At 55.0% G+C, this 20,918-nt stretch carries 19 protein-coding genes; 12 read left to right on the top strand and 7 right to left on the bottom strand.

Annotated features, from left to right (window positions below):
* Positions 1–113: 113 nt before the first annotated feature.
* The gene (locus ACFQUU_RS12975; protein WP_382247692.1) at positions 114–1,655 is read right to left on the bottom strand and encodes a methyl-accepting chemotaxis protein; all 1,542 of its coding nucleotides are present in this window, start codon (positions 1,653–1,655) and stop codon (positions 114–116) included.
* Between the two features lie 371 nt (positions 1,656–2,026).
* Here ACFQUU_RS12975 and ftsH point away from each other — a divergent pair, with 371 nt between their 5' ends.
* The 6 genes from ftsH (at position 2,027) to ACFQUU_RS12945 (ending at position 7,394) form a co-directional block, all read left to right on the top strand.
* On the top strand, positions 2,027–4,048 hold the full coding sequence (ftsH, locus tag ACFQUU_RS12970; RefSeq protein WP_382247690.1) for an ATP-dependent zinc metalloprotease FtsH: 2,022 nt from the start codon (positions 2,027–2,029) through the stop codon (positions 4,046–4,048).
* 68 nt (positions 4,049–4,116) lie between these two features.
* Positions 4,117–4,734, top strand: a complete 618-nt coding sequence (locus ACFQUU_RS12965; RefSeq protein ID WP_382247688.1) for a carbonic anhydrase — start codon at positions 4,117–4,119, stop codon at positions 4,732–4,734.
* A gap of 87 nt (positions 4,735–4,821) precedes the next feature.
* On the top strand, positions 4,822–5,319 hold the full coding sequence (locus tag ACFQUU_RS12960; protein ID WP_382247686.1) for a hypothetical protein: 498 nt from the start codon (positions 4,822–4,824) through the stop codon (positions 5,317–5,319).
* A 73-nt stretch (positions 5,320–5,392) separates the two neighbouring features.
* Entirely contained in the window at positions 5,393–6,130 is a 738-nt protein-coding gene (locus tag ACFQUU_RS12955; RefSeq protein WP_382247684.1) for an aldolase, read from the top strand.
* A gap of 117 nt (positions 6,131–6,247) precedes the next feature.
* The gene (locus ACFQUU_RS12950; protein ID WP_382247682.1) at positions 6,248–7,018 is read left to right on the top strand and encodes a HipA family kinase; all 771 of its coding nucleotides are present in this window, start codon (positions 6,248–6,250) and stop codon (positions 7,016–7,018) included.
* Entirely contained in the window at positions 7,002–7,394 is a 393-nt protein-coding gene (locus tag ACFQUU_RS12945; protein ID WP_382247680.1) for a DUF3037 domain-containing protein, read from the top strand. The genes ACFQUU_RS12950 and ACFQUU_RS12945 overlap by 17 nt, the downstream gene beginning before the upstream one ends.
* A gap of 57 nt (positions 7,395–7,451) precedes the next feature.
* On the opposite strand, the gene ACFQUU_RS12940 is transcribed toward ACFQUU_RS12945, so the two are convergent.
* The 3 genes from ACFQUU_RS12940 to ACFQUU_RS12930 form a co-directional block, all read right to left on the bottom strand.
* Positions 7,452–8,408: a PA2778 family cysteine peptidase gene (locus ACFQUU_RS12940; protein WP_382247678.1), complete on the bottom strand. Its 957-nt coding sequence runs from the start codon at positions 8,406–8,408 to the stop codon at positions 7,452–7,454.
* Complete coding sequence (locus ACFQUU_RS12935) at positions 8,405–8,794, bottom strand: PA2779 family protein (RefSeq protein WP_382247676.1); 390 nt, start codon at positions 8,792–8,794, stop codon at positions 8,405–8,407. Before ACFQUU_RS12935 ends, ACFQUU_RS12940 begins: the two co-directional genes overlap by 4 nt.
* 407 nt (positions 8,795–9,201) lie before the next feature.
* Positions 9,202–9,822 (bottom strand): TetR/AcrR family transcriptional regulator, encoded by a 621-nt coding sequence (locus tag ACFQUU_RS12930; RefSeq protein WP_382247674.1) that lies wholly within the window; start codon positions 9,820–9,822, stop codon positions 9,202–9,204.
* An 83-nt stretch (positions 9,823–9,905) separates the two neighbouring features.
* On the opposite strand from ACFQUU_RS12930, the gene ACFQUU_RS12925 reads away from it, so the two are divergent.
* Positions 9,906–11,393 (top strand): flavin-containing monooxygenase, encoded by a 1,488-nt coding sequence (locus ACFQUU_RS12925; RefSeq protein ID WP_382247672.1) that lies wholly within the window; start codon positions 9,906–9,908, stop codon positions 11,391–11,393.
* A gap of 72 nt (positions 11,394–11,465) precedes the next feature.
* Entirely contained in the window at positions 11,466–12,449 is a 984-nt protein-coding gene (locus ACFQUU_RS12920; protein ID WP_382247988.1) for an alpha/beta fold hydrolase, read from the top strand.
* Between the two features lie 77 nt (positions 12,450–12,526).
* Here the strand turns inward: ACFQUU_RS12920 and ACFQUU_RS12915 are convergent, their stop codons facing one another.
* Positions 12,527–12,868 carry a zinc ribbon domain-containing protein YjdM gene (locus tag ACFQUU_RS12915; protein WP_382247670.1) on the bottom strand — a complete coding sequence of 114 codons (342 nt, stop codon included), beginning with the start codon at positions 12,866–12,868 and terminating at the stop codon, positions 12,527–12,529.
* A 235-nt stretch (positions 12,869–13,103) separates the two neighbouring features.
* Entirely contained in the window at positions 13,104–14,264 is a 1,161-nt protein-coding gene (locus ACFQUU_RS12910) for a diguanylate cyclase domain-containing protein (protein WP_382247668.1), read from the bottom strand.
* Positions 14,265–14,663: 399 nt separating this feature from the next.
* Here ACFQUU_RS12910 and ACFQUU_RS12905 point away from each other — a divergent pair, with 399 nt between their 5' ends.
* Positions 14,664–14,873, top strand: a complete 210-nt coding sequence (locus ACFQUU_RS12905; protein ID WP_382247666.1) for a dodecin — start codon at positions 14,664–14,666, stop codon at positions 14,871–14,873.
* 200 nt (positions 14,874–15,073) lie between these two features.
* Complete coding sequence (locus ACFQUU_RS12900; protein WP_382247664.1) at positions 15,074–15,316, top strand: hypothetical protein; 243 nt, start codon at positions 15,074–15,076, stop codon at positions 15,314–15,316.
* Positions 15,317–15,333: 17 nt separating this feature from the next.
* Here ACFQUU_RS12900 and ACFQUU_RS12895 read toward each other — a convergent pair whose 3' ends face one another.
* Positions 15,334–15,846, bottom strand: coding sequence for a hypothetical protein (locus tag ACFQUU_RS12895; protein ID WP_382247662.1), 513 nt, complete (start codon positions 15,844–15,846; stop codon positions 15,334–15,336).
* 411 nt (positions 15,847–16,257) lie between these two features.
* Between ACFQUU_RS12895 and ACFQUU_RS12890 the strand changes: the two genes are divergently transcribed.
* Together ACFQUU_RS12890 and ACFQUU_RS12885 are read left to right on the top strand one after the other, a co-directional pair.
* Positions 16,258–18,045, top strand: coding sequence for a carboxylesterase/lipase family protein (locus ACFQUU_RS12890; RefSeq protein WP_382247660.1), 1,788 nt, complete (start codon positions 16,258–16,260; stop codon positions 18,043–18,045).
* Positions 18,046–18,344: 299 nt separating this feature from the next.
* Positions 18,345–20,870: a mechanosensitive ion channel family protein gene (locus ACFQUU_RS12885; RefSeq protein ID WP_382247658.1), complete on the top strand. Its 2,526-nt coding sequence runs from the start codon at positions 18,345–18,347 to the stop codon at positions 20,868–20,870.
* The last annotated feature ends 48 nt before the right edge of the window (positions 20,871–20,918 follow it).

The following is a 20,918-nucleotide window of genomic DNA, read 5'->3' as shown; positions in this document are numbered from 1 at the left end:
GGCACTTCAAGTAGAGCATGCTCTACTTGAAGTGCCGATGCACAGTTGTACAGAGGCTGCCGGGAACCGGGATACGGCTGGGCCGGGTACGCGCAGAATGTGAAAGGGCAGGGTCAGGCGATTTTGAATACGCCCACCGCCTGCGAAAGCGCACCGGCCTGGTCCCGCATCGCGTCGGCCGCGGCTGCTGCTTCTTCGACCAGTGCGGCGTTTTGCTGGGTTGCCTGGTCCATATGGCTGACCGCCTGATTGATCTGCTCGATGCCTGCAGTCTGTTCCTCGCTGGCGGACGTAATTTCTCCCATCACATCGGTGACACGCTGGATGCTTTCGACGATCTGTTGCATCGTTGCGCCGGCATTGTCGACAAGCTTGGTACCTGCCCCCACTTTTTCCACGGACTCGTTGATCAGCCCTTTGATTTCCTTGGCCGCTGCCGCGGAACGTTGCGCCAGGGTACGTACCTCGGAAGCCACCACGGCAAAACCGCGCCCTTGTTCGCCGGCACGCGCCGCTTCCACAGCTGCATTCAGTGCAAGGATATTGGTCTGGAACGCGATGCCGTCGATAACGCTGATGATGTCCGAGATCTTCCTGGAAGATTCATTGATGGCGTTCATCGTCTCCACCACTTCCGACACGACCGCGCCACCCTGGTGCGCGACACTTGCCGCCGACTGTGCCAGCTGGTTGGCCTGACGTGCGTTGTCGGCATTCTGCTTGACTGTCGAGGTCAGTTCTTCCAGTGAGGAGGCTGTTTCTTCGAGCGAGCTTGCCTGCTGTTCAGTGCGGGCCGACAGATCCTGGTTGCCGGTCGCGATCTGGGTCGAGCCGGTGGCAATGGTGTCGGTGCTGGTCCGAACCTGGCTGACAATCTGCAGAAGACTGTCGTTCATATTCTTCAGCGCTTTCATCAGCTGACCGGTTTCATCGTTCGACATCACCCGGATCTGTTGCGTCAGGTCGCCTGCCGCAACAGCGGTCGCGACTTTGACCGCCGCATTCAGCGGCTTGGTGATGGCCTGCACCAGCCACGTGCCAACTACCGCTGCAAGGATCACGCCGAACAAAATACCTGCGGTACATGCGTTTCGAACCCACAGATATACGGTTTGCGATTTTGTGTATTCAGCCTTTGCGACGTCCAGCTGCAGCTGGATCAGGGCGTCGAGTTTTTCCCGCACCGGCTTGAACAACATGGTCATCGGCCCGTGGACAGCTGCAATACCGGATTGGGTATCAAGCACTTTCAGGGCTTCAACGGCCGGCTTCAATCCCTCAGCCAGATATTTTTTGCGTACCTCGGTAAATTCTGCGGCAAGCTTTTTCTCTTCCGACGTCAGGTAGGTCGCCATGTAGGCAGCCCACTCCTTGTCAACCAGGTGCGAACGCTCATTCACGTGTTTCAGGGATTCTTCGACAGCGTTCTGCTCACCGGTGAGCGCCTTGGAAATGGCGATCTCATTCTCATTGATCATGCGGATAATGCGATCGAGCTGGCCAAGGGTCACAAGTCGATCATCGTAGATAGTCTGCATGGAGCCATTTGCCTGGTTAAGGCTGACGATGCCGATAACGCCGCCAACGATCAACTGTATGGACAAGAAGGCAATCACGGCAACAAGCCGTGTTTTGATGGTGAAATTTTTGAGCATATTGATTGCGTAAGAAGCTGTCAGGAAAGGTTGGGCCTCAGAAAACGACAGTTTGTGACCGCTGTGGCCGGTCTACCTCGGCATTACTGTATTTTGACATTTCCTTACAACAATTAATCAAAAATCTGTGCTTGTACAATTTGAGCTGCATAAAATTGTTGTAAGTTGGCACCGCGACATAACCGTGTATTGTTCTGCAGCGCAACAAATTATCTAAACGACCACAGGTTGGGATCGCGTTGGCGTAAGAAGGAGAATGTCAAGGTAAACGCCGATTCGCAGACATCAGTTGCATCGTAGCTTGAGATAAAACAACGCTAATCATGGAGGCTTGAGAAACTTACGCCTCGCTGTTCTAGCCGAATCGTTATATGAAACGCGATGATTATCCTCGTCTGAGAAAACAGCCTCTTCCGCCTGTCAATAACCGACAGGAAGACTCCAAGGTTGGGGGCAATCCAAGGATGCCGCCCCGCAAGGCATGGCTGTTATTCCTCATTATCCTTTTCGCCAATTATTTGGTGACGAAAACGTTCTTCCCGGATGCCGACGCCCCGGTAACCGTCCCGTACACGGTCTTTAAGCAGCAAGTGGCCAACGGCAACGTGAAGTCCATTTACAGCCAGGGTGCCAGCATCGAAGGACGCTTCGGTGCGCCGGTGACCTGGCCACCCGACAATAAGGATAATAATGACACCAACGATGCCAAGGGACCCAAGGAGCGTCCGGGGCTGCTGCCGGAAGTTCCGAGCCGTACTTCGTCAACCTTTACGACGACCTTGCCCACCTTTGTCGACGAAGGACTGGAACAATTCCTGATACAAAACAAGGTCGAAATCAGCGCGGTTCCCATCAGTAGCGGTAATGCCCTGGCGACCTTGCTCTATGGGTTTGGACCTGCGCTGCTGCTGATTGGATTTTATGTATGGCTTTATCGCCGTGCCGCACAGCAAGGTGGTGGCATAGGCGGGTCGATGTTCGGCATCGGCAAAAGCAAGGCGCGCCGCTATGACCAGGAGCAGGACAATCGCGTGACCTTTAATGATGTGGCTGGCATCGATGAAGCGGAGAACGAACTGGTCGAGGTTGTGGATTTTCTGAAGGATCCCGAAAAGTACACCCGTCTTGGCGGCGCGGCCCCAAAGGGCGTGCTGCTCATTGGCTCGCCAGGCACCGGCAAGACGCTGCTTGCACGGGCGGTTGCAGGTGAGGCGGGTGTGCCTTTCTTTTCGATGAGCGCGGCCGAGTTCGTGGAAATGATCGTCGGCGTTGGCGCCGCACGGGTCCGCGATCTGTTCAAGCAGGCGCGCGAACATGCCCCGGCAATCATCTTTATCGACGAACTCGACTCAATCGGCCGTGCGCGCGGTCAGACCGTGATTGGAGGTTCAAGCGAACAGGAACAGACACTCAACCAGATTCTCACGGAAATGGATGGATTTTCCAGTCGCGAGGGAATCATCGTGCTCGCCGCGACCAATCAACCGGACGTACTGGATAAGGCGCTGCTCAGGCCAGGCCGGTTTGATCGCCGGGTTGTCGTCAATCTGCCGGACCGGACCGGACGTGAGGCGATCCTGAAGGTACATACGCGCAAGGTGCCGCTGGCCAAGGATGTCAACTTGACGGAACTGGCCGCCGCTACGCCCGGGCTATCCGGCGCAGATCTGAAAAACCTGGTCAACGAAGCAGCGCTGCTGGCTGCGCGACGCGGTCAAAACGATGTGCGCCATAAAGATTTTCTGGATGCGCTGGAAAAAATCGTGCTCGGCCCGGAACGCCCGATCCTCCTAAGCCAGGCGGACCGGGAGCGCATTGCGTATCATGAGAGCGGGCACGCGATTCTTGGCTTGCTGGTACCCGGTGCCGACCCGGTACATCGCGTCACCATCGTTCCTCGAGGGCAGGCGCTTGGCGTGACCTATCAGCGCCCGCAAACCGATCGCTACAATTATCCAGAAGCCTATCTGCGCGCCAGGATTATCGGCATGCTTGGCGGGCGCGTAGCGGAGGAGGTTGTTTACGGAACCAGGACAACCGGCGCAGAGAACGATATCGAACAGGCAACCAACCTTGCCCGCAACATGGTGACCCGCTGGGGCATGAGCGACAAACTTGGTATGGTGGCACTTGCGCCGCACCAGAATGCCTTCCTCGGTAGTACTGCAGGCTTCGGCGGAGAAAAGCCATTTAGTGAGGAAACCGCGCGGCTCATCGATCTGGAAGTGCAGCAGATCATTCACGACAGCCATGCGGAAGCCACGCGCTTGCTCCAGGCACACCGTAAAGAACTCGATGCGCTGGTGGGCGCGCTCCTCGCAAGGGAAACCCTGGATGAGCAGGAAATCCTTGACGTGACCGGACTGCCGCCGGCCCCGGAGCTTTCGCAATAACGCCGGACGCCGACACAACACGTCCATAGAAGCGATAATGATGGTCCTGCAATAAAAAGGGATAATGTATGACTGCTGCATTAGACGCGCTCGAGCGCCTGCGCGAAGGGAACCGGCGCTTTGTTTTAGAGTTGGGAAACCGACAGACTCCCACCGATAGGGACCGGCGCAGCGAACTGCTACAGGGGCAGAAGCCTTTTGCGATCATTCTCGGCTGCTCCGATTCGCGGGTCCCGGCCGAAATCGTATTTGACCAGGGACTTGGCGATTTATTTGTCATCCGGATCGCCGGCAACATCGTCGCGCCGTCCCAGATTGGCAGCGTTGAATTTGCCGCCGAACAATTTGGCACGCCGCTCGTCGTGGTGCTTGGCCATTCTCAATGTGGCGCCGTGGCGGCCACGCTGCAAGAAGCGATCCGGCCCGAGGGCCTTCAATCGAAGCATTTGCGGTCGATCGTCGAACGTATCCGTCCGGCAGTCGAACCGCTGCTGGCCACTGACCTCAGGCACCATCCCGAAGAACTGGCAAAACAAGCGGTTCGTGCAAACGTCCGCATCGCGGCCAGCCACCTGCGGCATGGATCGGAGATCCTTGAGCGCCTGATACAGCAAAATAAACTGACGGTCGTCGGCGCGGAATATTCACTCGAATCCGGTATCGTAGATTTCTTTGACGGCGTATAGCCATCATGAGATTCCATATTCGGTGTGCGAAGTGTTGCACCTGCACGCCGAACATGGCAACGAAAACCCGCACTACCGGCCGCTGCTATGGACCGCATTGGAAAAGGCTACACGCCGCAATTGACGCCTCTGACACATGAGCGGGCATATATCGGCTCGCGCATTCAAGATGAACAGATGACGCCGCCAGACAATGGTGGCTGGAATGTGGCGACACAGGTGTTTGAAGCCGTACGCAATTACCAGGCATTGAACAAATACGACTACGACGACAAACGCTTTCTTTTTATACCGTTGTGGCGCTTGTTTCTGGATGCATTCACCGCTGGCGTGGAAAATGGTTACCTTCACCAGGCTAACTGGAAAGCGGCGTTTCGCTTCAGTGATGACTGGCTGGCATTGGCAACGGAACTGATTGAAGCTGAAGCGGTTTGGCTGAACGAGCGGCACCGGCGCGCGACTTCCTTGGCCATGCTTGACGCCGTGTCTGATCGTGACGCATTTCCGACTTACGCGGCAATTGGATGGTTTTTGAAAGATAAGGTAGATTGGAACATGTCTCGGCCCGGATTGCGCCTGGTCTGATAGTTTGTCGATTTTCGCCTTCGGCATCATTAAGAAAAAACGTCTGGCTCACTGCCAGAACAATGGAACAGTGATGAACACAAATTTTTCCGTGCAACAAATTTTTCACTCACCGGCGGTTGCGGAACTGCGTGCCGATCTTGCATTGGCCTTGCGGGCAGCCGCGCAACATGGACTCGCCGAGGGGGTGTGCAATCACTTCAGCGTTGCGCTGCCCGGCAGCGACTCGCATTTTCTGTTGAATCCACGCGGGCTACTCTGGAGCGAAATACAGGCGGATGACATCATTCTGATCGACGACACCGGCAATAAACTGGCCGGTCGCCACGAGGTGGAGCCTACTGCCATGTTCATTCACGCGGCGGTTCATCGTATTGCCCGTAAAAACTGCGTGCTGCACACGCATATGCCGTACGCGACCGCGCTGACGCTGACAGAACAGCGTGGTCTCGATACCAGGCTATCGCAAAACGCGATGCGGTTTTATGGACGGGTTGCGATCGATGCCCACTACAACGGCCTTGCACTGGATGCCTCTGAAGGCGAACGTATCGCGCATGCGATGAACGGCGGCGATATCGTTTTTCTGGCCAACCATGGCGTTATTGTTTGTGGTGACCGCATCGACTACGCGTATGACGATCTCTACTACCTTGAGCGCGCCTGTGCGGCGCAGGTAATTGCGCATTCTACCGGCAGCAAGCTGATGCCCGTCGATGATGCGATATCGTCCCGCGTGGCCGAGCAAGTACAAGGTGAGCGCCTGCAATCCACTTTGTTTTTCGATGCGCTTCGGAGAACGCTCCGTTGAAACGCGTGACAACAATGTAATAACAACTTGATGTTCTAGCGTGTGCGTCTTGACCATCACGTCGGGTGAGGGTGTAGAGTCTGCGGAATCATCATCCATCACTCGTCGGCAAAATACATGAAAACAGTGCAGGTCACCCGGTATATCACGCCGCTTCGCGAAGGCGGCTCGATGCCCGCGATTGTGGAAGGCAGTGACGACGGCATGTATGTGCTGAAATTTCGGGGCGCAGGGCAGGGCACGAAAGCACTGATCGCTGAATTGATCGCTGGCGAAATTGCACGCAAGCTTGGCTTGCCGATTCCGGACATTGTATTGATGGAGCTGGACCCGGCCCTGGCCGATACCGAGCCGGATCCTGAAATACAGGATCTCATCCGTGCCAGCGCTGGAATCAATCTGGCGCTGGATTATTTACCGGGGTCATTTGCCTTCGACCCGGCTGCCTTTTCTGTCGATAGCACACTCGCGTCGGAGATCGTCTGGTTTGACGCACTCGTGTGCAACATGGATCGTACGCGGCGTAATACTAATCTGCTGATGTGGCATCGCAAACTCTACCTGATCGACCATGGAGCGGCGCTGTATTTTCATCATGCGTCATCCCCGATTTCATCCCGGGCTCGGGACCGTTTTCCGCAGATTAAAGATCATGTACTTCTTGCCAATGCGAGTGCCTTGTCGGACATCGATACGAAGCTAAGTGAACGTATCGATAGGCAATTTATTGAAAACACGGTCGCCGACATACCGGAAAGTTGGCTCAGCGAACTGCCAGACGAAGCGAAGCGATTGCGGGACGAATACATCCGTTATTTTTGTGATCGCTTACAATTCCCTCGTCCTTTTGTCCTGGAAGCCGTAGAAGCCTATGACCGCCTTGCCTGAATCTTCATTGCGCTACGACTACGCGATCGTTCGGGTGGTGCCGCGCGTCGAACGCGGCGAGTTTATGAACGTCGGTGTGATCGTATTGTGCGGGCCGGCCAATTTCCTTGCATGTTCCTTCGAATGCAACCGCGATCGGTTGCGGGCACTGGATCCGCAACTGGACATGGATATGCTTGACAATTCCCTGAATGCGTTCCGGTCGGCCTGCGTAAAAGGTGATAACAGCAATAGCCGATCCCTTAGGAGCGTGTTCGACTTTCTCGTTGCGACAAGAAGCGCTGTTTTGCAGGTATCACCGGTTCATTCAGGATTCAGCCGGCAGATTGATACGGTGGTTGAGAGTCTTATGACGCGGTTCGTTCGGCTACCGTAAGCATCCGGTCTGATCCGTAATTCATTCTGCCGGCTTACGCTCACGATGCCGGTGCCACTACAACTTTGCCTGTATCTCCTGCCGCAGCTTCTGGTAACTCGAAAGACGCGGACCACCCAGCGAGACCGCGCGATTAATCGCAGTCCATGCATCGCGATGCCGGCCTTGATCAAGCAACACTTGGGCAAGATTATTCCACCCATCCGCGTTTTCGGGATGAGTCTTCACCAGGTTTCGGTAAGCACTGGTGGCGCCGTTCAGGTCTTTCATTATGTAAGCCGTATTGCCTGCGCCGAGCTGAAGTATCGGCTCCGTAGGCCATTGCTTGAGCGCGGTCATATAGGCTGTGCGGGCGGCTTTCGCTGAACTGCGTTCGAGGACTGCAATGGATGCCGCATACTTGGTGGCGTTTGCCGTTGCTGGCAAACGATCCGGGCGCATCGCGAGCATTGCCCAACGGTCCGCACGATCCCAGGTCCTCTCAAATGTATAGAGCGACATTTCCATCCGCTCGGTCCGGCCCGAATGCAATACGATGGTATTACGCTCACGATCGAAACCAATGACGACGGCATAGTGCCAGACCGGCGCAAATTCGAATGACAGGTTTTGCAGGACGATGACGGGATTGCCGGCCCCGACTTCTTTCAGCAAAGCCGACATGTCAGGACTGATTTGATGCGCCACCAGCCCCATGCGTCTGGTGGCGGCGAGCATTTCCAGCTGAAGCGTTCCCTGCCTGCCGGGCAGGTACACCTGATCGACAAGTTGTTCCGGGCTCACGGATACGCCCGCGGCACCGGCCGCCATGGCAAGGGCTGCCGGTCCGCACTGATAATCGCTCTGCGGATAGAACGGCACACCTTGTATCATCGTGGTTCGCTGCAGCGATTCCGGCCAATGTTGCTGCAATGAGGTGACCTGTGGCGTCGCACATCCGCCCAAAGCGAGCACAACACTGAGGGATGCAATGAGCGCCCCCCAACCGCGGGCAGGAAACGCTCTTTGCTTCATCGAACCGAGCGTGTGAACGGGAACACTTTTGTCAGGCCGAGAATATCAGTCACCAACAGAACGATAAACACCGTGAACAGTACGCCGAGGATGTCGCCGCCCGCCGGCAGCTGATCGATGCGGCCGGCAAGCTGCTGGACTTCCTGATCCGACATGGCCTGCACGCGGTCAAGCGCATCCTGAGGATTGACACCTTGCGCTTCGATGGACTTGCGCACGTCTTCGCGCGACAAGAATCCAATCACGCGATCACGTTCACCAACGGGAACCGAACTCGAACTGGCTTCTTGCGTGGAAACAATGGCAGCACTTGCCTGCATGGGCAAGGCAGTAGCGGTGAAGCAGACAACAAGCAATGATGCCGTCAGTTTTTTGAATGAGTTCATTATTTTCCTTTTATGAGATTTAGTTATTACTTCTGTCGCTGGTTGGTTCGAACGCATCCCGTTGACTCGTGCAATCGTGTCACTTACAGGGAGTATGCTGCCTACAGCGGGTCCGGTGGCGTTTCGATATCAAATAAGTATGGAGCCCTAATGCCACTTATATGAAAATCTTCGATAACAAAGTTGAGGCTTCTCAATTTCTCCCACGCTTATTAAGCGTTGAGCAAGTCTGTCCATAATGCAATACCAACACCGCGGCAATTATAGGCAGAGCTGTGTTCCCTATCCGTGCAATTGTGTAACGGATTGTTATCGTCTTGAATAGATAAAGAGCCTATACCTGACCATACTCCCGTCGCAATCATCAGAAGCTCATTTGGGTTGCGGATGCGGTATGGTTTCAGCAACTATGAGGTGGGTTTCCTGACCAATACCATGCCAAGACGCAATGCGGAATCAATTACTTTTTCAATGGATGGCTCATACCCTTGTGCAATCCAGCGAAGTGCAATATGGATCGTTCCGCCGATAACTCCGGCCTGAAGCAATTCATCGTGCACCAACCCGGGACGGGCGACGATCTCGCTGACGCCACGTCCAATGGTTTGCAGGGCTTGATCGAATGCTTCATCCACGGCAGGGCTGACGCCGCGAATTTCAACCAGAAACACGCGTGCCGAGCGCGGCTCTCGCTGGAGCGCCGTAAAGTAGGCGCGCAACATGGCACGGGCGCGTTCGGTCCGGTTCCGTTTGACGGTCTGCGCCGCCTGGGTAATCTCGCGATACACGGTAAAAGTCACTGCGTTAAACGAAGCAATCAGTAATGCTTCGCTATTGGCGAAGGATTCATAGAAATACCGTTCCGTCAGTCCGGCCGCCTCGCATACGCTCTTGACGGTGGCATGGCGATAGCCGCGTTCGCCATACACTTTGATGGCGGCCGTAATCAACTGGGTACGCCGTTGGGCACGCCGCTCGTCGGGCGACATGCCGCGGTAGGGACGGGCGGGAACGGTTTCTGTTGGCATTCCAATATTTTGACATGAAATCTTGTCAGATCGATTTTGACACGATACAGTGTCAGAAATATTTTTTCGCCTGAACCGTGCTCATGCCTGATTCGCCGCATCATTTCGAAGAAGATCTTCTCGACGTCCTCATCGTCGGCGCTGGGCTGTCAGGCATTGGTGCTGCCCACCATTTGCAGCGGCGGTGCCGCAACAAACGTTATGCGATCCTGGAAGCGCGGGACGCGATCGGCGGCACCTGGGACTTATTCCGATATCCGGGGGTTCGCTCCGATTCGGATATGTATACGCTGGGCTATGTCTTTAAACCGTGGACCAATCCCAAGGCCATCGCCGATGGGCCAACCATCCGCAGTTATATCCGTGAAACAGCGGAAGAAGCCGGCATCACAAAACACATCCGCTTTGGTCAGAAAGTTATCGGGGCCGCATGGTCGAGTGCTGACGCCAGCTGGACGGTCGAAGTGGAACAGGTGGCATCCGGACAGCGCAGTACTGTGCAAGCCCGTTTCTTGTACATGTGCAGCGGCTACTACAGTTACCACGAGACCTACCGTCCCCAATTCGAAGGTGAAGACAGCTTTCAGGGCACCGTTGTGCTGCCACAATTCTGGCCGAAGGATCTGGATTACCGTAGCAAGCGCATCGTCGTCATCGGCAGCGGTGCCACCGCCGTCACAATCGTGCCATCAATGGCGGAATCTGCCGCGCATGTGACGATGCTCCAGCGTTCCCCCACGTATGTGGTCTCCCGTCCGTCCGAGGACCGCATCGCGCACCGATTGCGGCGTCATTTGCCGGCGCATCTTGCGTATGGCCTGACACGCTGGAAAAACGTCACGGAAAGCATTTTTCTATACCGCCTGGCGCGGCGCTATCCGGAGCAGGCCAAACGACGTATCGTTGAAATGGCAGAAAAAGAACTGGGCGCCGGCTTCGATGTCGACACACATTTCACGCCCAGCTACAAACCCTGGGATCAGCGCGTCTGCCTGGTGCCGGATGGCGATATGTTCTCCGCCATACGGGAAGGCCGTGCTTCCGTGGTGACGGACAACATCGAACGCTTTACATCCAATGGCATCTTGCTGAAGTCAGGCAAGGAATTGATGGCCGACATCGTGGTCATGGCCACGGGGCTAAAGCTCAATGTGTTGGGTGGGGTCTCTATCACCATTGATGGCCGCCCCTGTGTTGCCAGCGATGCGATTGCCTACAAGGGGATGATGCTGTCGGACGTGCCGAATATGGCAATGGCTTTCGGTTACACGAATGCGTCATGGACACTGAAAGCGGATCTGACCGCCGCGTATGTGTGCCGGCTGCTGAACTATATGGACCGGCACAACATGCTTATTGCTGTGCCGCGCCGCGAGGCCGGTGTCGAGCCGCAACCATTCCTCAGTTTTACGTCGGGTTATGTGCAGCGCGCCAAGGATGTCTTGCCCAAGCAAGGATCACGTCGTCCGTGGCAGGTCTACCAGAACTATCTGCAGGATCTGATGACTATCCGCTTCGGGCGAGTCGATGACGGCGTAATGCGGTTCGGACGGAAAGGGGCTATGCCTTGAAGTTTGCAGGGCGGGTTGCGGTTGTTACAGGCGTTTTCTGAAGAAAGTGATAGGGCGATGACAGGTTTCGTGATGACAGTACTGGTGTTGCTGATGGTGATCGTATTGGTCCTGGCAGGCCTGGCCATTTTTACAGTGAGCACAACCCGGAAAATTGAAGCCGCCTTTCCGCCGGCAGGGCATTTTGTCAATGTTCCGGGCGCACGCTTGCATGTCAGCGAGGCCGGTAAGGGAAAAGGTCCGACACTGCTGCTGATTCATGGCCTTGGCGGACAAATGGCAAACTTCACCTACGGTGTTGTCGAACGCCTGTCGACGCAATATCACGTGGTGACGGTGGACCGTCCAGGTTCCGGCTATTCGGTGCGGGATGGCGCGACCCCGGCCGACCTATCCACGCAAGCTCGCGCGATCGCTGCCCTGATGGACAAGATGCAGCTGGGCCCAACTCTCGTGGTAGGGCATTCACTGGGCGGGGCGCTTGCCCTGACCTTGGCGCTGGAGCATCCAAAAACCGTAGCCGGCCTTGCACTGGTTGCGCCGCTTACCCACATGCCCGAAAAGGGAGAGGTGCCGGCTGCGTTTAAAGGCCTGACGATCGCGTCACCCCTGCTTCGTAAAATCGTTGCATGGACGCTGGCTTTGCCGGCTTCGATACGCGGTCGTGAACAGATTCTTGCGCAGGTATTCGGGCCCGACGCAGTCCCGCATGATTTTGCCACCCGCGGTGGCGGTCTGCTGGGGTTGCGGCCCAGTCACTTTCTGGCTGCATCGGCGGATCTGCAGGCCCTGTCAACCACCATGCCGACCCTGATGTCCAGATACGCAGAACTGCGCGTACCCATCAGTATTCTGTATGGGCGGGAAGATCGTATTCTTGACTGGAAAGTCAATGGCCAGTCAATGGTCGACAAACTCCCCGACACGCAACTTACGTTGGTGAGTGGCGGTCATATGCTGCCGGTCACGGATGCTGTTCAGACGGCGCGATTCATTCAGGACGTTGCGGAAAGGGTATGGGCATCGCAGAGTCCAGCCGCGCTTAGCGGTACCTGACTTGCATTGAAATGCAAGTCAATGCATTTCAATGCAGCGGCCGGGGGACACCGCCGGCCGCATCTTTCTGGATCTTGTCATACCTTTTTGACGAATTCCGATTTCAGACTCATCGCGCCGAAGCCGTCGATCTTGCAATCGATATCGTGATCACTATCCACCAGCCGGATGTTTTTTACCTTGGTGCCCATCTTGACTACGCCGCCCGAACCTTTCAGCTTCAAGTCCTTGATGACAGTAACGGTATCACCGTCCGCTAATACATTGCCGGTGGAATCACGATAAACCTTAACGCCGTCTTCTGCTGTTACAACCGCTTGTGTTGACCACTCATAGGCGCATTCGGGGCAGATATAAAGGTTGCGATCTTCATAGGTAAATGCAGAATGGCATTGCGGGCAGGCGGGTAATGCGCTCATGATGTAATCCGGCTATGTGGGAATTGCAGTAAAAGGCCGCAAGTATACTCTGCCGATAGTGACCTGCCCATTTAAAGCGGCGAGAAGCCGGTCTTGGTATCGCAGGACGGTTCGGTAAGGAGTGCCTATGCTTAGAGCGCCTATCAAAATGCCGCTTGCCGCGTTGCTACTCCTAGCCGTACGCCTGTACTGTCTTCGTCGGCGCGCCTTGCCATCGTCATTTTGTTAGGCGCTCTTAGAATGCGAACCTGTACTGATTCTTCCCGCGACCTTTCGCCTGATTTAACGCCCGGTCCGCGATTTCAAGCAGTTCGCTGGAAGATGTTCCATTATGCGGGTAAAAACTGATCCCGATACTGGCCGATACATTGACGGATTTGCCCTTGATTATGTAAGGCCTGGACACGGCTTCGACAAGTGTTGTCGCAATCTGCGCTGCTGTATTCACCTCGTTCAATTCAGGAACGACCAGAACGAATTCATCCCCGCCAATGCGGGCCACCATATCGCTCGCGCGAATTGTCGCCCGGAGTCGCTGTGCAACACTCCTGAGCAAATCATCTCCGGCTTCATGGCCGATGGTGTCGTTGACTTTCTTGAATCCATCGAGGTCCATGAACATGACAGCAAAGGCTTGCCTTTTTCTGTTGGCCTCGTCAATGTGGGTATCAAGCTTGTCCTGCAAAAGCCGGCGGTTAGGAAGTCCCGTCAATACATCGTGATTCGCTTGATGGCGGATTTCAGCTTCGGAGCTTGCCGCATACTGAACGATTTTTCGCATGCGGAAGTATTGCCATATTGCGCCTGCAAACAGGCAGACTGTAACGAGGCCGAGAAGTAACCAGAATTTGCCGTACGCGCCGTCGCGCGCAGAGAGCGCCTTATCGAGAACGGTATTCTCCCTGGCTTCCATTTCATTCAGCACTTCCTTGATGCGGTCGGTTTCCAGTTTGTCTTGCTCGACCGACATCAATAACTGTGCCGACTGCGTACTGCCCGCTTCGCGCACATCGACAAGAAACTGGAGGGTTTGTAGCTTGGCTTCGATGAGCTTTTCGAGTTGCGCAGCTTTACTACGCTGGAATGGATCGTTTGACGCAAGTGCGTAGATCAAATCCGTAGTCCAGCGTACCTCCTTGACAGCTTCTTCATACGGCGTTGCGGCAACTTCGCTGCCGACAACATAACCACGCTCACTCTTCTCCGCATTGGTCAGATTGATCTGGAGTCTGTTTAGCGCCGAGATCACTTCATGGTTGCGGGCTTTTTGCATCGCGGTGCCCTTGAAGTCGGCAATAATGCCGAACACGGACCAGCCAATAAGCCCGGCGAGAAGCCCTGCAGCAAGCATTCCTGCAACCAGCGTCCTGCGCGCTATCTGATTCTGCTTGTTCATTCCATCCGTTCTGGCTCGACGCGCGCGTTGCGAAGAAGCGGCTGCATTTACATGGCAAGGCTCCAGATTCATCCTCTTGCTCTCCTTTAGTGTTGAAATTTTTTCGTTTTTACAAATACTGCGGAATGGATACGCGACTCTGTTACCGGACAGACATTGTCACAAGGAAAGAGTTTCGTTTTTTACACATTTTGTTACCAATTAAGTATCGGTCACCAACTCAGGCGTACCTATGGGAGAAAAGAAGTTGTTTTCATCGGCGTAACCATATGAATGGCACCGCATTGATCCACCTCGTGCCGGGTCGCAAATGCTGTCCTATGATTGCCAGTAGACGTCGGAAAACAAGACAGCGTCATCGGCGTCAGTCCGTTCAGTTCCCCTAAAGAAGGAATTCCTATGTCAGCCCACACGTATAAGCTGGTCGACCTGGTTGGCTCATCCCCGATTAGCTCGGACGAGGCAATACAGAATGCGATTGCAAAGGCATCGCAGACAATCAAGCATCTCGAATGGTTTGAAGTCACGGAAACACGCGGGCATATCGTGGATGGCAAGGTCGCGCATTTTCAGGTCACGTTGAAAGTCGGCTTCCGTATTGAAGACTAGCCGCACGGCTTTATTGTCTTCTTCCGGTTACATGGCGCAGTCGCGGCCAGGTGAATGATTGAGGCAAGCCCCAAAGGGAAGTAACGCCCTTTCTAAAACCCGTTGAAATGAAGGTGAATTTCTGGACGGGTAAAAAGCAAAGTACCCTGGATGGCGTGGCAGGGTGGCTGGAATAGCGTGACGAAATTTGTGCACATTGAATGGCAGCAACGGACAACCATTCAAACCAGCGACCGGGGATTGCAAATGCCATTTACCGCTGCGGTCTCGACATGCTTGCCACTCCGGTGTCAACCTTTGATTTCGCAGTGTTCGACGCGATGGTGATCGGCGTGTTCGTTAGTATTTCATCGGCCTTGCCGATGCCGCGAGCCCGCGTGGTTCCCGTTTTCGGGTTGCAGTCGGCGGAAAACCCCGACGACTGCTTCCGCAGCGACTTATGACATGAGTCGTTCGCAGTTTAGCGGGCCGATGGAGGTCCCCAGGTCGGACTGCCGTCGCTGTCGCGGTCGCGATTACGCTGATAGACCTCCGGCTGTACTGGTCCGGGAGGAGGGGCAGTACGAGCGGGAGGGTTGCTGGCGGATGGAGCTCGCCAGGTCGGCGCTCCATCAGTGTTGCGGTCACGATTGCGTTGGTAGACTTCTGCGTTTCCCTGTCCTTGTAAAGCTGCGGGCGGCGGGCGCTGCACATCCCGTCGCGGATGCGGGCGATCAGCCGAGTCAGGTCGCTGGTGGTGGTGGCGTGGCGGATACCCGCGGGGTGAATAGCCACGTTGCGGCTCGTAATAATAGGGATAAGCGCGTGGTGCCGGATACACCGGATAAGCGTAATCATAGCCGTAGCCATAGACCGCTGGATAAGGGTCGCTGTAGACGCCGCCAGACTGTACCTGCGGTCCGTCGTACGGGACAGTCATACAGCCCGTAAGCAGCGTACACATCGTTGCTGCTGCAACGAGATAGGGTTTCATACAAGTTCCTTGGTGCTGAATCTCCATCGGAGGTCAGATCTTCTCAATTACTCGGTTAGACATGCAAGTTAAACAATTGTGCGGCGGGAGTTCGGTCACGTGCACCTCGATTGCTCGGCGATGTTTTACCAGTCTGCGATGCAAAGTCATCAAATCGTAAGGCAATGTAATGATCTTTATAACAGTGTAAAGCCGCTTGGGCTCACTTTATCCACGAAATTGTTACTTTTTATGATAGTTGTAGCAGAGGTAATATTTTTCTGTTTAAAGAATCTGGTCCAAGAGTCTCCCGAGGAGCCGGATTGATTCTTCACAAGCTTTGATATGGTTACGCAACTTCGGACCTCGCGGTTTGTGATGATATGCACCGGTACGTTCAGTGCCAGAAAACCAATTATCGAGGAGACATACATGTCAGGTTCATTGCGATGGGTTTGTGCAGCAACGCTCTTTCTACCTTTACTCTCTGCGCAGGCGAACAATGGCTCCGCTCAGCCAAACGCGGGCCAGGGCGAAGAATCATCGAACAAGACGTTACGCAATACAGAATACGGAATGCTCGAGGGCGTCGCCGATAAAGACAGCAAGACACTTGCATGGAAAGGCGTGCCGTATGCTAAAGCGCCAGTGGGCGCGTTGCGTTGGCGTGCACCGGTGGATCCGGATAAATGGAATAGTGTGCGGGCGGCGAACAAATATGGCAATGCCTGTGCGCAATACGGCCGTATCTATGGCCCTGGCGCGAATAACCAATACGATCAAACGATCGGTACAACATTGAACCAGGCCGTCGGCAGCGAAGATTGCCTGTATCTGAATATCTGGCGTCCGGCGACTGGCAAGACAGATCTGCCAGTGATCGTATTCTTCCACGGCGGAAGTAACGTTTCGGGGTATACCGCTGACCCGCTATACAACGGCGCAAACCTCGCAAAGACAGCCAATTCCATTGTCGTCACTGTCAATTTCAGGTTGGGGATTCTGGGTTTCATCAATCTGCCGCAGCTTAAGAGTGGCATGGATGCCGACACTGCATCTGGTAACTTTGCCATCCTCGATAGCATCAAGTCACTGCAGTTCATTCAGCGCAATATCGCAAACTTCGGTGGCGACCCGTCAAACGTGACGATCATGGGAGAGTCGGCTGGTGCCATCAACGTGTATGCCATGCTGACGTCGCCAAAGCTCGCCAATGCGCCAGCCAAGCTGTTCCATGGCGCCGTTCCCCTGAGTGGCGGCCTATCCCTGGCAAGCACGCTGCCGCAGGGTACCATTCCCACCATGTCGCCGGCTTCTCTGTACGAATCGCAAGGCAAAGCCTTAGTCGCCAATCTGCTGATTGCTGATGGCAAGGCAAGCGATGCGGCGTCCGCTGAAGCCTATGCCGCAAGCCAGACGGATGAACAGATTGCACAATACCTGCGGTCGAAACAGCCATCGGAGTTGTTTACGGTCCTGCTCACCAGGCTGGCACTGCAGGGACTGTCAGGCTCCGGACCTATCCCCGATGGTAACGTGGTCGCGCAAAACCCGATCGCCGCGATCAACAGCCAGCAGTATGTGAAAGTTCCGGTGCTGGCAGGGAACACGCGTGACGAAGGCAAGTTGTTTCCATCCTTCCTGTCGCTGGTAAGCGGCGTGCCTGGCAGCGCACGGATCGTTACCGACGCGCAGCTTTTTGCCAACCACTTCAGCTATCGTCCGAATGAGCCGGCGCAAACGACAATCGAGCAATGGATTGCATCTGCCTACCTGCCCGCCAATACGCCGGTGACTGGTTTTACTGCCCGCGCCGAACAGTTCAATCGCATCTTCTTTCTGGCAAGTCGCGATAACATCCTCAACGCGTTGAAGGCGAAGCAGCCGGAAGTCTGGTATTACCGTTTTGATTGGGATGAACAACCAGCACCATGGAACGACATTTATGGTGCGGCTCACTTGTTTGACCTGCCATTCGTTTTTGGTAACTTTGGTCCATCCCTGGTGGCCAACATCATGAACACCACCGCCAACCAACCTGGGCGTATCGAACTCTCGCAGGCAATGATGCGCAGTATCGGCGCATTTGCCAAGCGGGGCGATCCGAATAATGACGCGCTCGATGCCTACTGGCCAACATGGCCGGCCGGCCTTATTTTTGATGCAACCAAGGAACATAAAGCGATCAGCGTCCAACAGATCCCGCCGGCGTTGCCTTAAGCCTGCAACGTAACTTATAGAGCCAGACCGGCAGTCATCAAAGGAAGTTTTTGCTGCTATGCTCCCTCCGGCCAACGGCTGGTTTGGTTGTTCTCTTAGGCAAAAATGCCCCGGATGTTCGGGGCATTTTGTTTTCGTGCAATATGAGAGCAAAGCACGCTTGCGTTACTGGTGTATTTTCATGGTTTCCACAAAAAACGAAACTTCAAAGGTATCTACCTTTCCAATGACAAACTTTAATATGTGCACTTTTTGGTAAAGCGACGTCATCGTTTCCCGAAGGTGTACAAAGAAAAGGGGTGATTATCATCTTACCGTTACACCGGATTCGCCAAACCGGCAGGCTGGGCTCATCAATCGCCACAATCATTATCTGTATGATCGGCATACTGATGCTGTTTGGCATGCCTGCAGTGCTTAGCGCCCAGACACCGGCGAAGGCGCTGACACCACCGGCGGTCACTGCCGCTCCGAAGCCCGAAGAGGCGCCGCCGGCACCGCAGCCCATCGCGATCTCCGACATTGCACCGCAGGCTGAAACCGCGCTGGCCGCGGTCCGTCAGCTTGAAAACAGAAGTCGAGTCGAGGACGCGATCCAGACGGCAACGGATCGATTACCTGCCTTAGAGCGTGAAACCGCCTATCGGGTACTGGAAGCACGCCGCATAAACCGTTCTGCCTTTTCCCTCGAAAGCATCCAAAGCCTGGAAGAAGAGTTACGCGATGTAGAGCTGCGCACCGTGCCGGTCCGGAGGGACCTTACGCGTTCCGCTACCCAGCTTGACCGCGACCTGAAGGAGCTTGAAAAGCTGGAAGGTATATGGAATGTCACCGCGACGGCAGCGACCGAAGGTGCTGCGCCGCCAGATATTCTGGATCGTGCTCGCGATCTGAACCGTGCGATTGCAAAAACAAAGAAAAATGTGCTCGACGACCGTGCACGTCTGCTCGCCTTGCTTGGTAGAGTGACCGATGTCGGGACGCAGCTTGGCGACGTACGCCGCCTGCTGGCCGACGCCAGTGAACGTGCTGTCACCCGGTTGCTATACCAGGATAGTCCACCGCTGTGGGACGCCTCATTCTGGGGCTACTCTCTATCGAGCTTTTCTTCCGAGGCACGGGAAAATATAGTGCATCAGACTTATGCGCTCGCCGATTATGTCCGTTCATATTCAAGGGATTTTATTTTTCACGCTGCGTTCCTGGCGGGCCTCGTCATGCTCTTTCTGTTGTCGCGTCAACGGATCGACTCCCTCTGCGAACACGACGAAGGTCTGAAAAGGAATCGGACCTTATTCGATATGCCGATTGTGACGGCTGTCCTGTTGTCCATGCTGTTCAGTACATGGTTCTATCCCCGTGCTCCACGTTCGCTATGGTTGATGATCGGCGTCGTCGCAGCGGTGCCCTTGCTGCTGTTTGCTCGCAAAATGGTGGAAAAGCGCATCTATGAAGTGCTTTGCTCCGTCGTTGTTTTCTATCTCATTGACAGGCTGCGCGCGCTGTTTTCTCCGCTGCCCGGAATACACCGCTTTCTGCTTCTGATTGAAACCTTAGGCATCCTCATTTTTCTTCTCTCCGCCTATCGGCGAAGGCAGCACATTGCTTCGACAACAGAAACGTTAGCACCGGGAAAAGGCCTTGCATCGCATGTCATCCGTTACGCGACATTCCTGGCGTTTGCCCTGTCCGTGGTTGTCCTGTTCTGCAATTTTGCCGGATATGCGCGGCTTGCGGACCTTGTGATGCGTACGATGCTGGCAAGCGCCTATACGGGTGCAGTCTTATACGTGATGGCACGTGCGGGCGAGGGGCTCCTGCACGCGCTGCTGTATATACCGCCGTTCTCGTTCCTCGCGGGTGTACGGCGGCATAGAGCGACGATTGCCGCACGTGTTAACAAATGGATGCAATGGCTGGCATTTCTGTTCTGGGCCATATTGACGCTGCAGGGGACCGGCTTACTGCAGCTGGTAACGGAGTGGCTTCAATCGCTCTGGAAAGCATCGCTGGAGATAGGCAACATTAATGCGCAGGTCGAAGAAATCGCCATATTTCTGCTTATTCTCTGGACCACCTATGTTCTGTCGCGGCTGTCGCGCTTCTTCCTTGAGGAGGAAATATTCTCAAGGGTACGCCTGGACCGCGGGCTGCCATACGCAGTATCCACCACGGTGCATTACATCATTTTGCTGTCGGGGTTTGTAGTTGCCCTCACGGCCATTGGCGTCGACATGACCAAATTTACGATTGTCGCCGGTGCGTTGACAGTCGGGATCGGCTTTGGCTTGCAAAACATCGTGAACAATTTCGTCTCCGGTCTCATAGTGCTGTTCGAACGTCCGGTCAAGGTAGGAGACACGATACAGATCGATGACATGGTTGGCCGCGTACAGCACATCGGCATTCGGGCCACCATCATTCATAGCACAACCGGTGCCAGTGTCATCATACCGAACGGCAAACTGATCTCGGACAAGGTGACCAACTGGACCTTGTCCAGTCAGCTGCGCCAGATTGCAGTACCAGTATTTACCAAGCCTGACATCAACGTGGCCAGACTAAAGACCACGCTGCTGGATGTCTCCCGATGGAACAAGCAGGTGCTGGAGACACCGGCGCCTGAAGTCTTGTTCATCAAGCGTGGTGTCGATGCATTCGAGTTCGAGTTACGTGTGTGGAGTAATGACCTGGATGCCTGGCTCAAGGTCCGGAGCGACCTGATCACCGATATCAACGAAGCCTTGAGTAACGAGGAGCTTCCTGCCCAAGCATCATCACCGGTGACCTTACCGACACCGCCTGATGGCACTGCGCCTGGATGACCTATCTGCCGATTCAGTGTCTACACTTGGCGCCTTATGCCTTATGCG

The sequence above is a fragment of the Herbaspirillum sp. GCM10030257 genome (assembly GCF_042666555.1).
In the GTDB taxonomy this organism is placed as follows: Bacteria; Pseudomonadota; Gammaproteobacteria; order Burkholderiales; family Burkholderiaceae_D; genus Noviherbaspirillum.
Note: the sequence above shows the minus strand (reverse complement) of the source record. Positions and strands in the feature narration are given on the sequence as shown.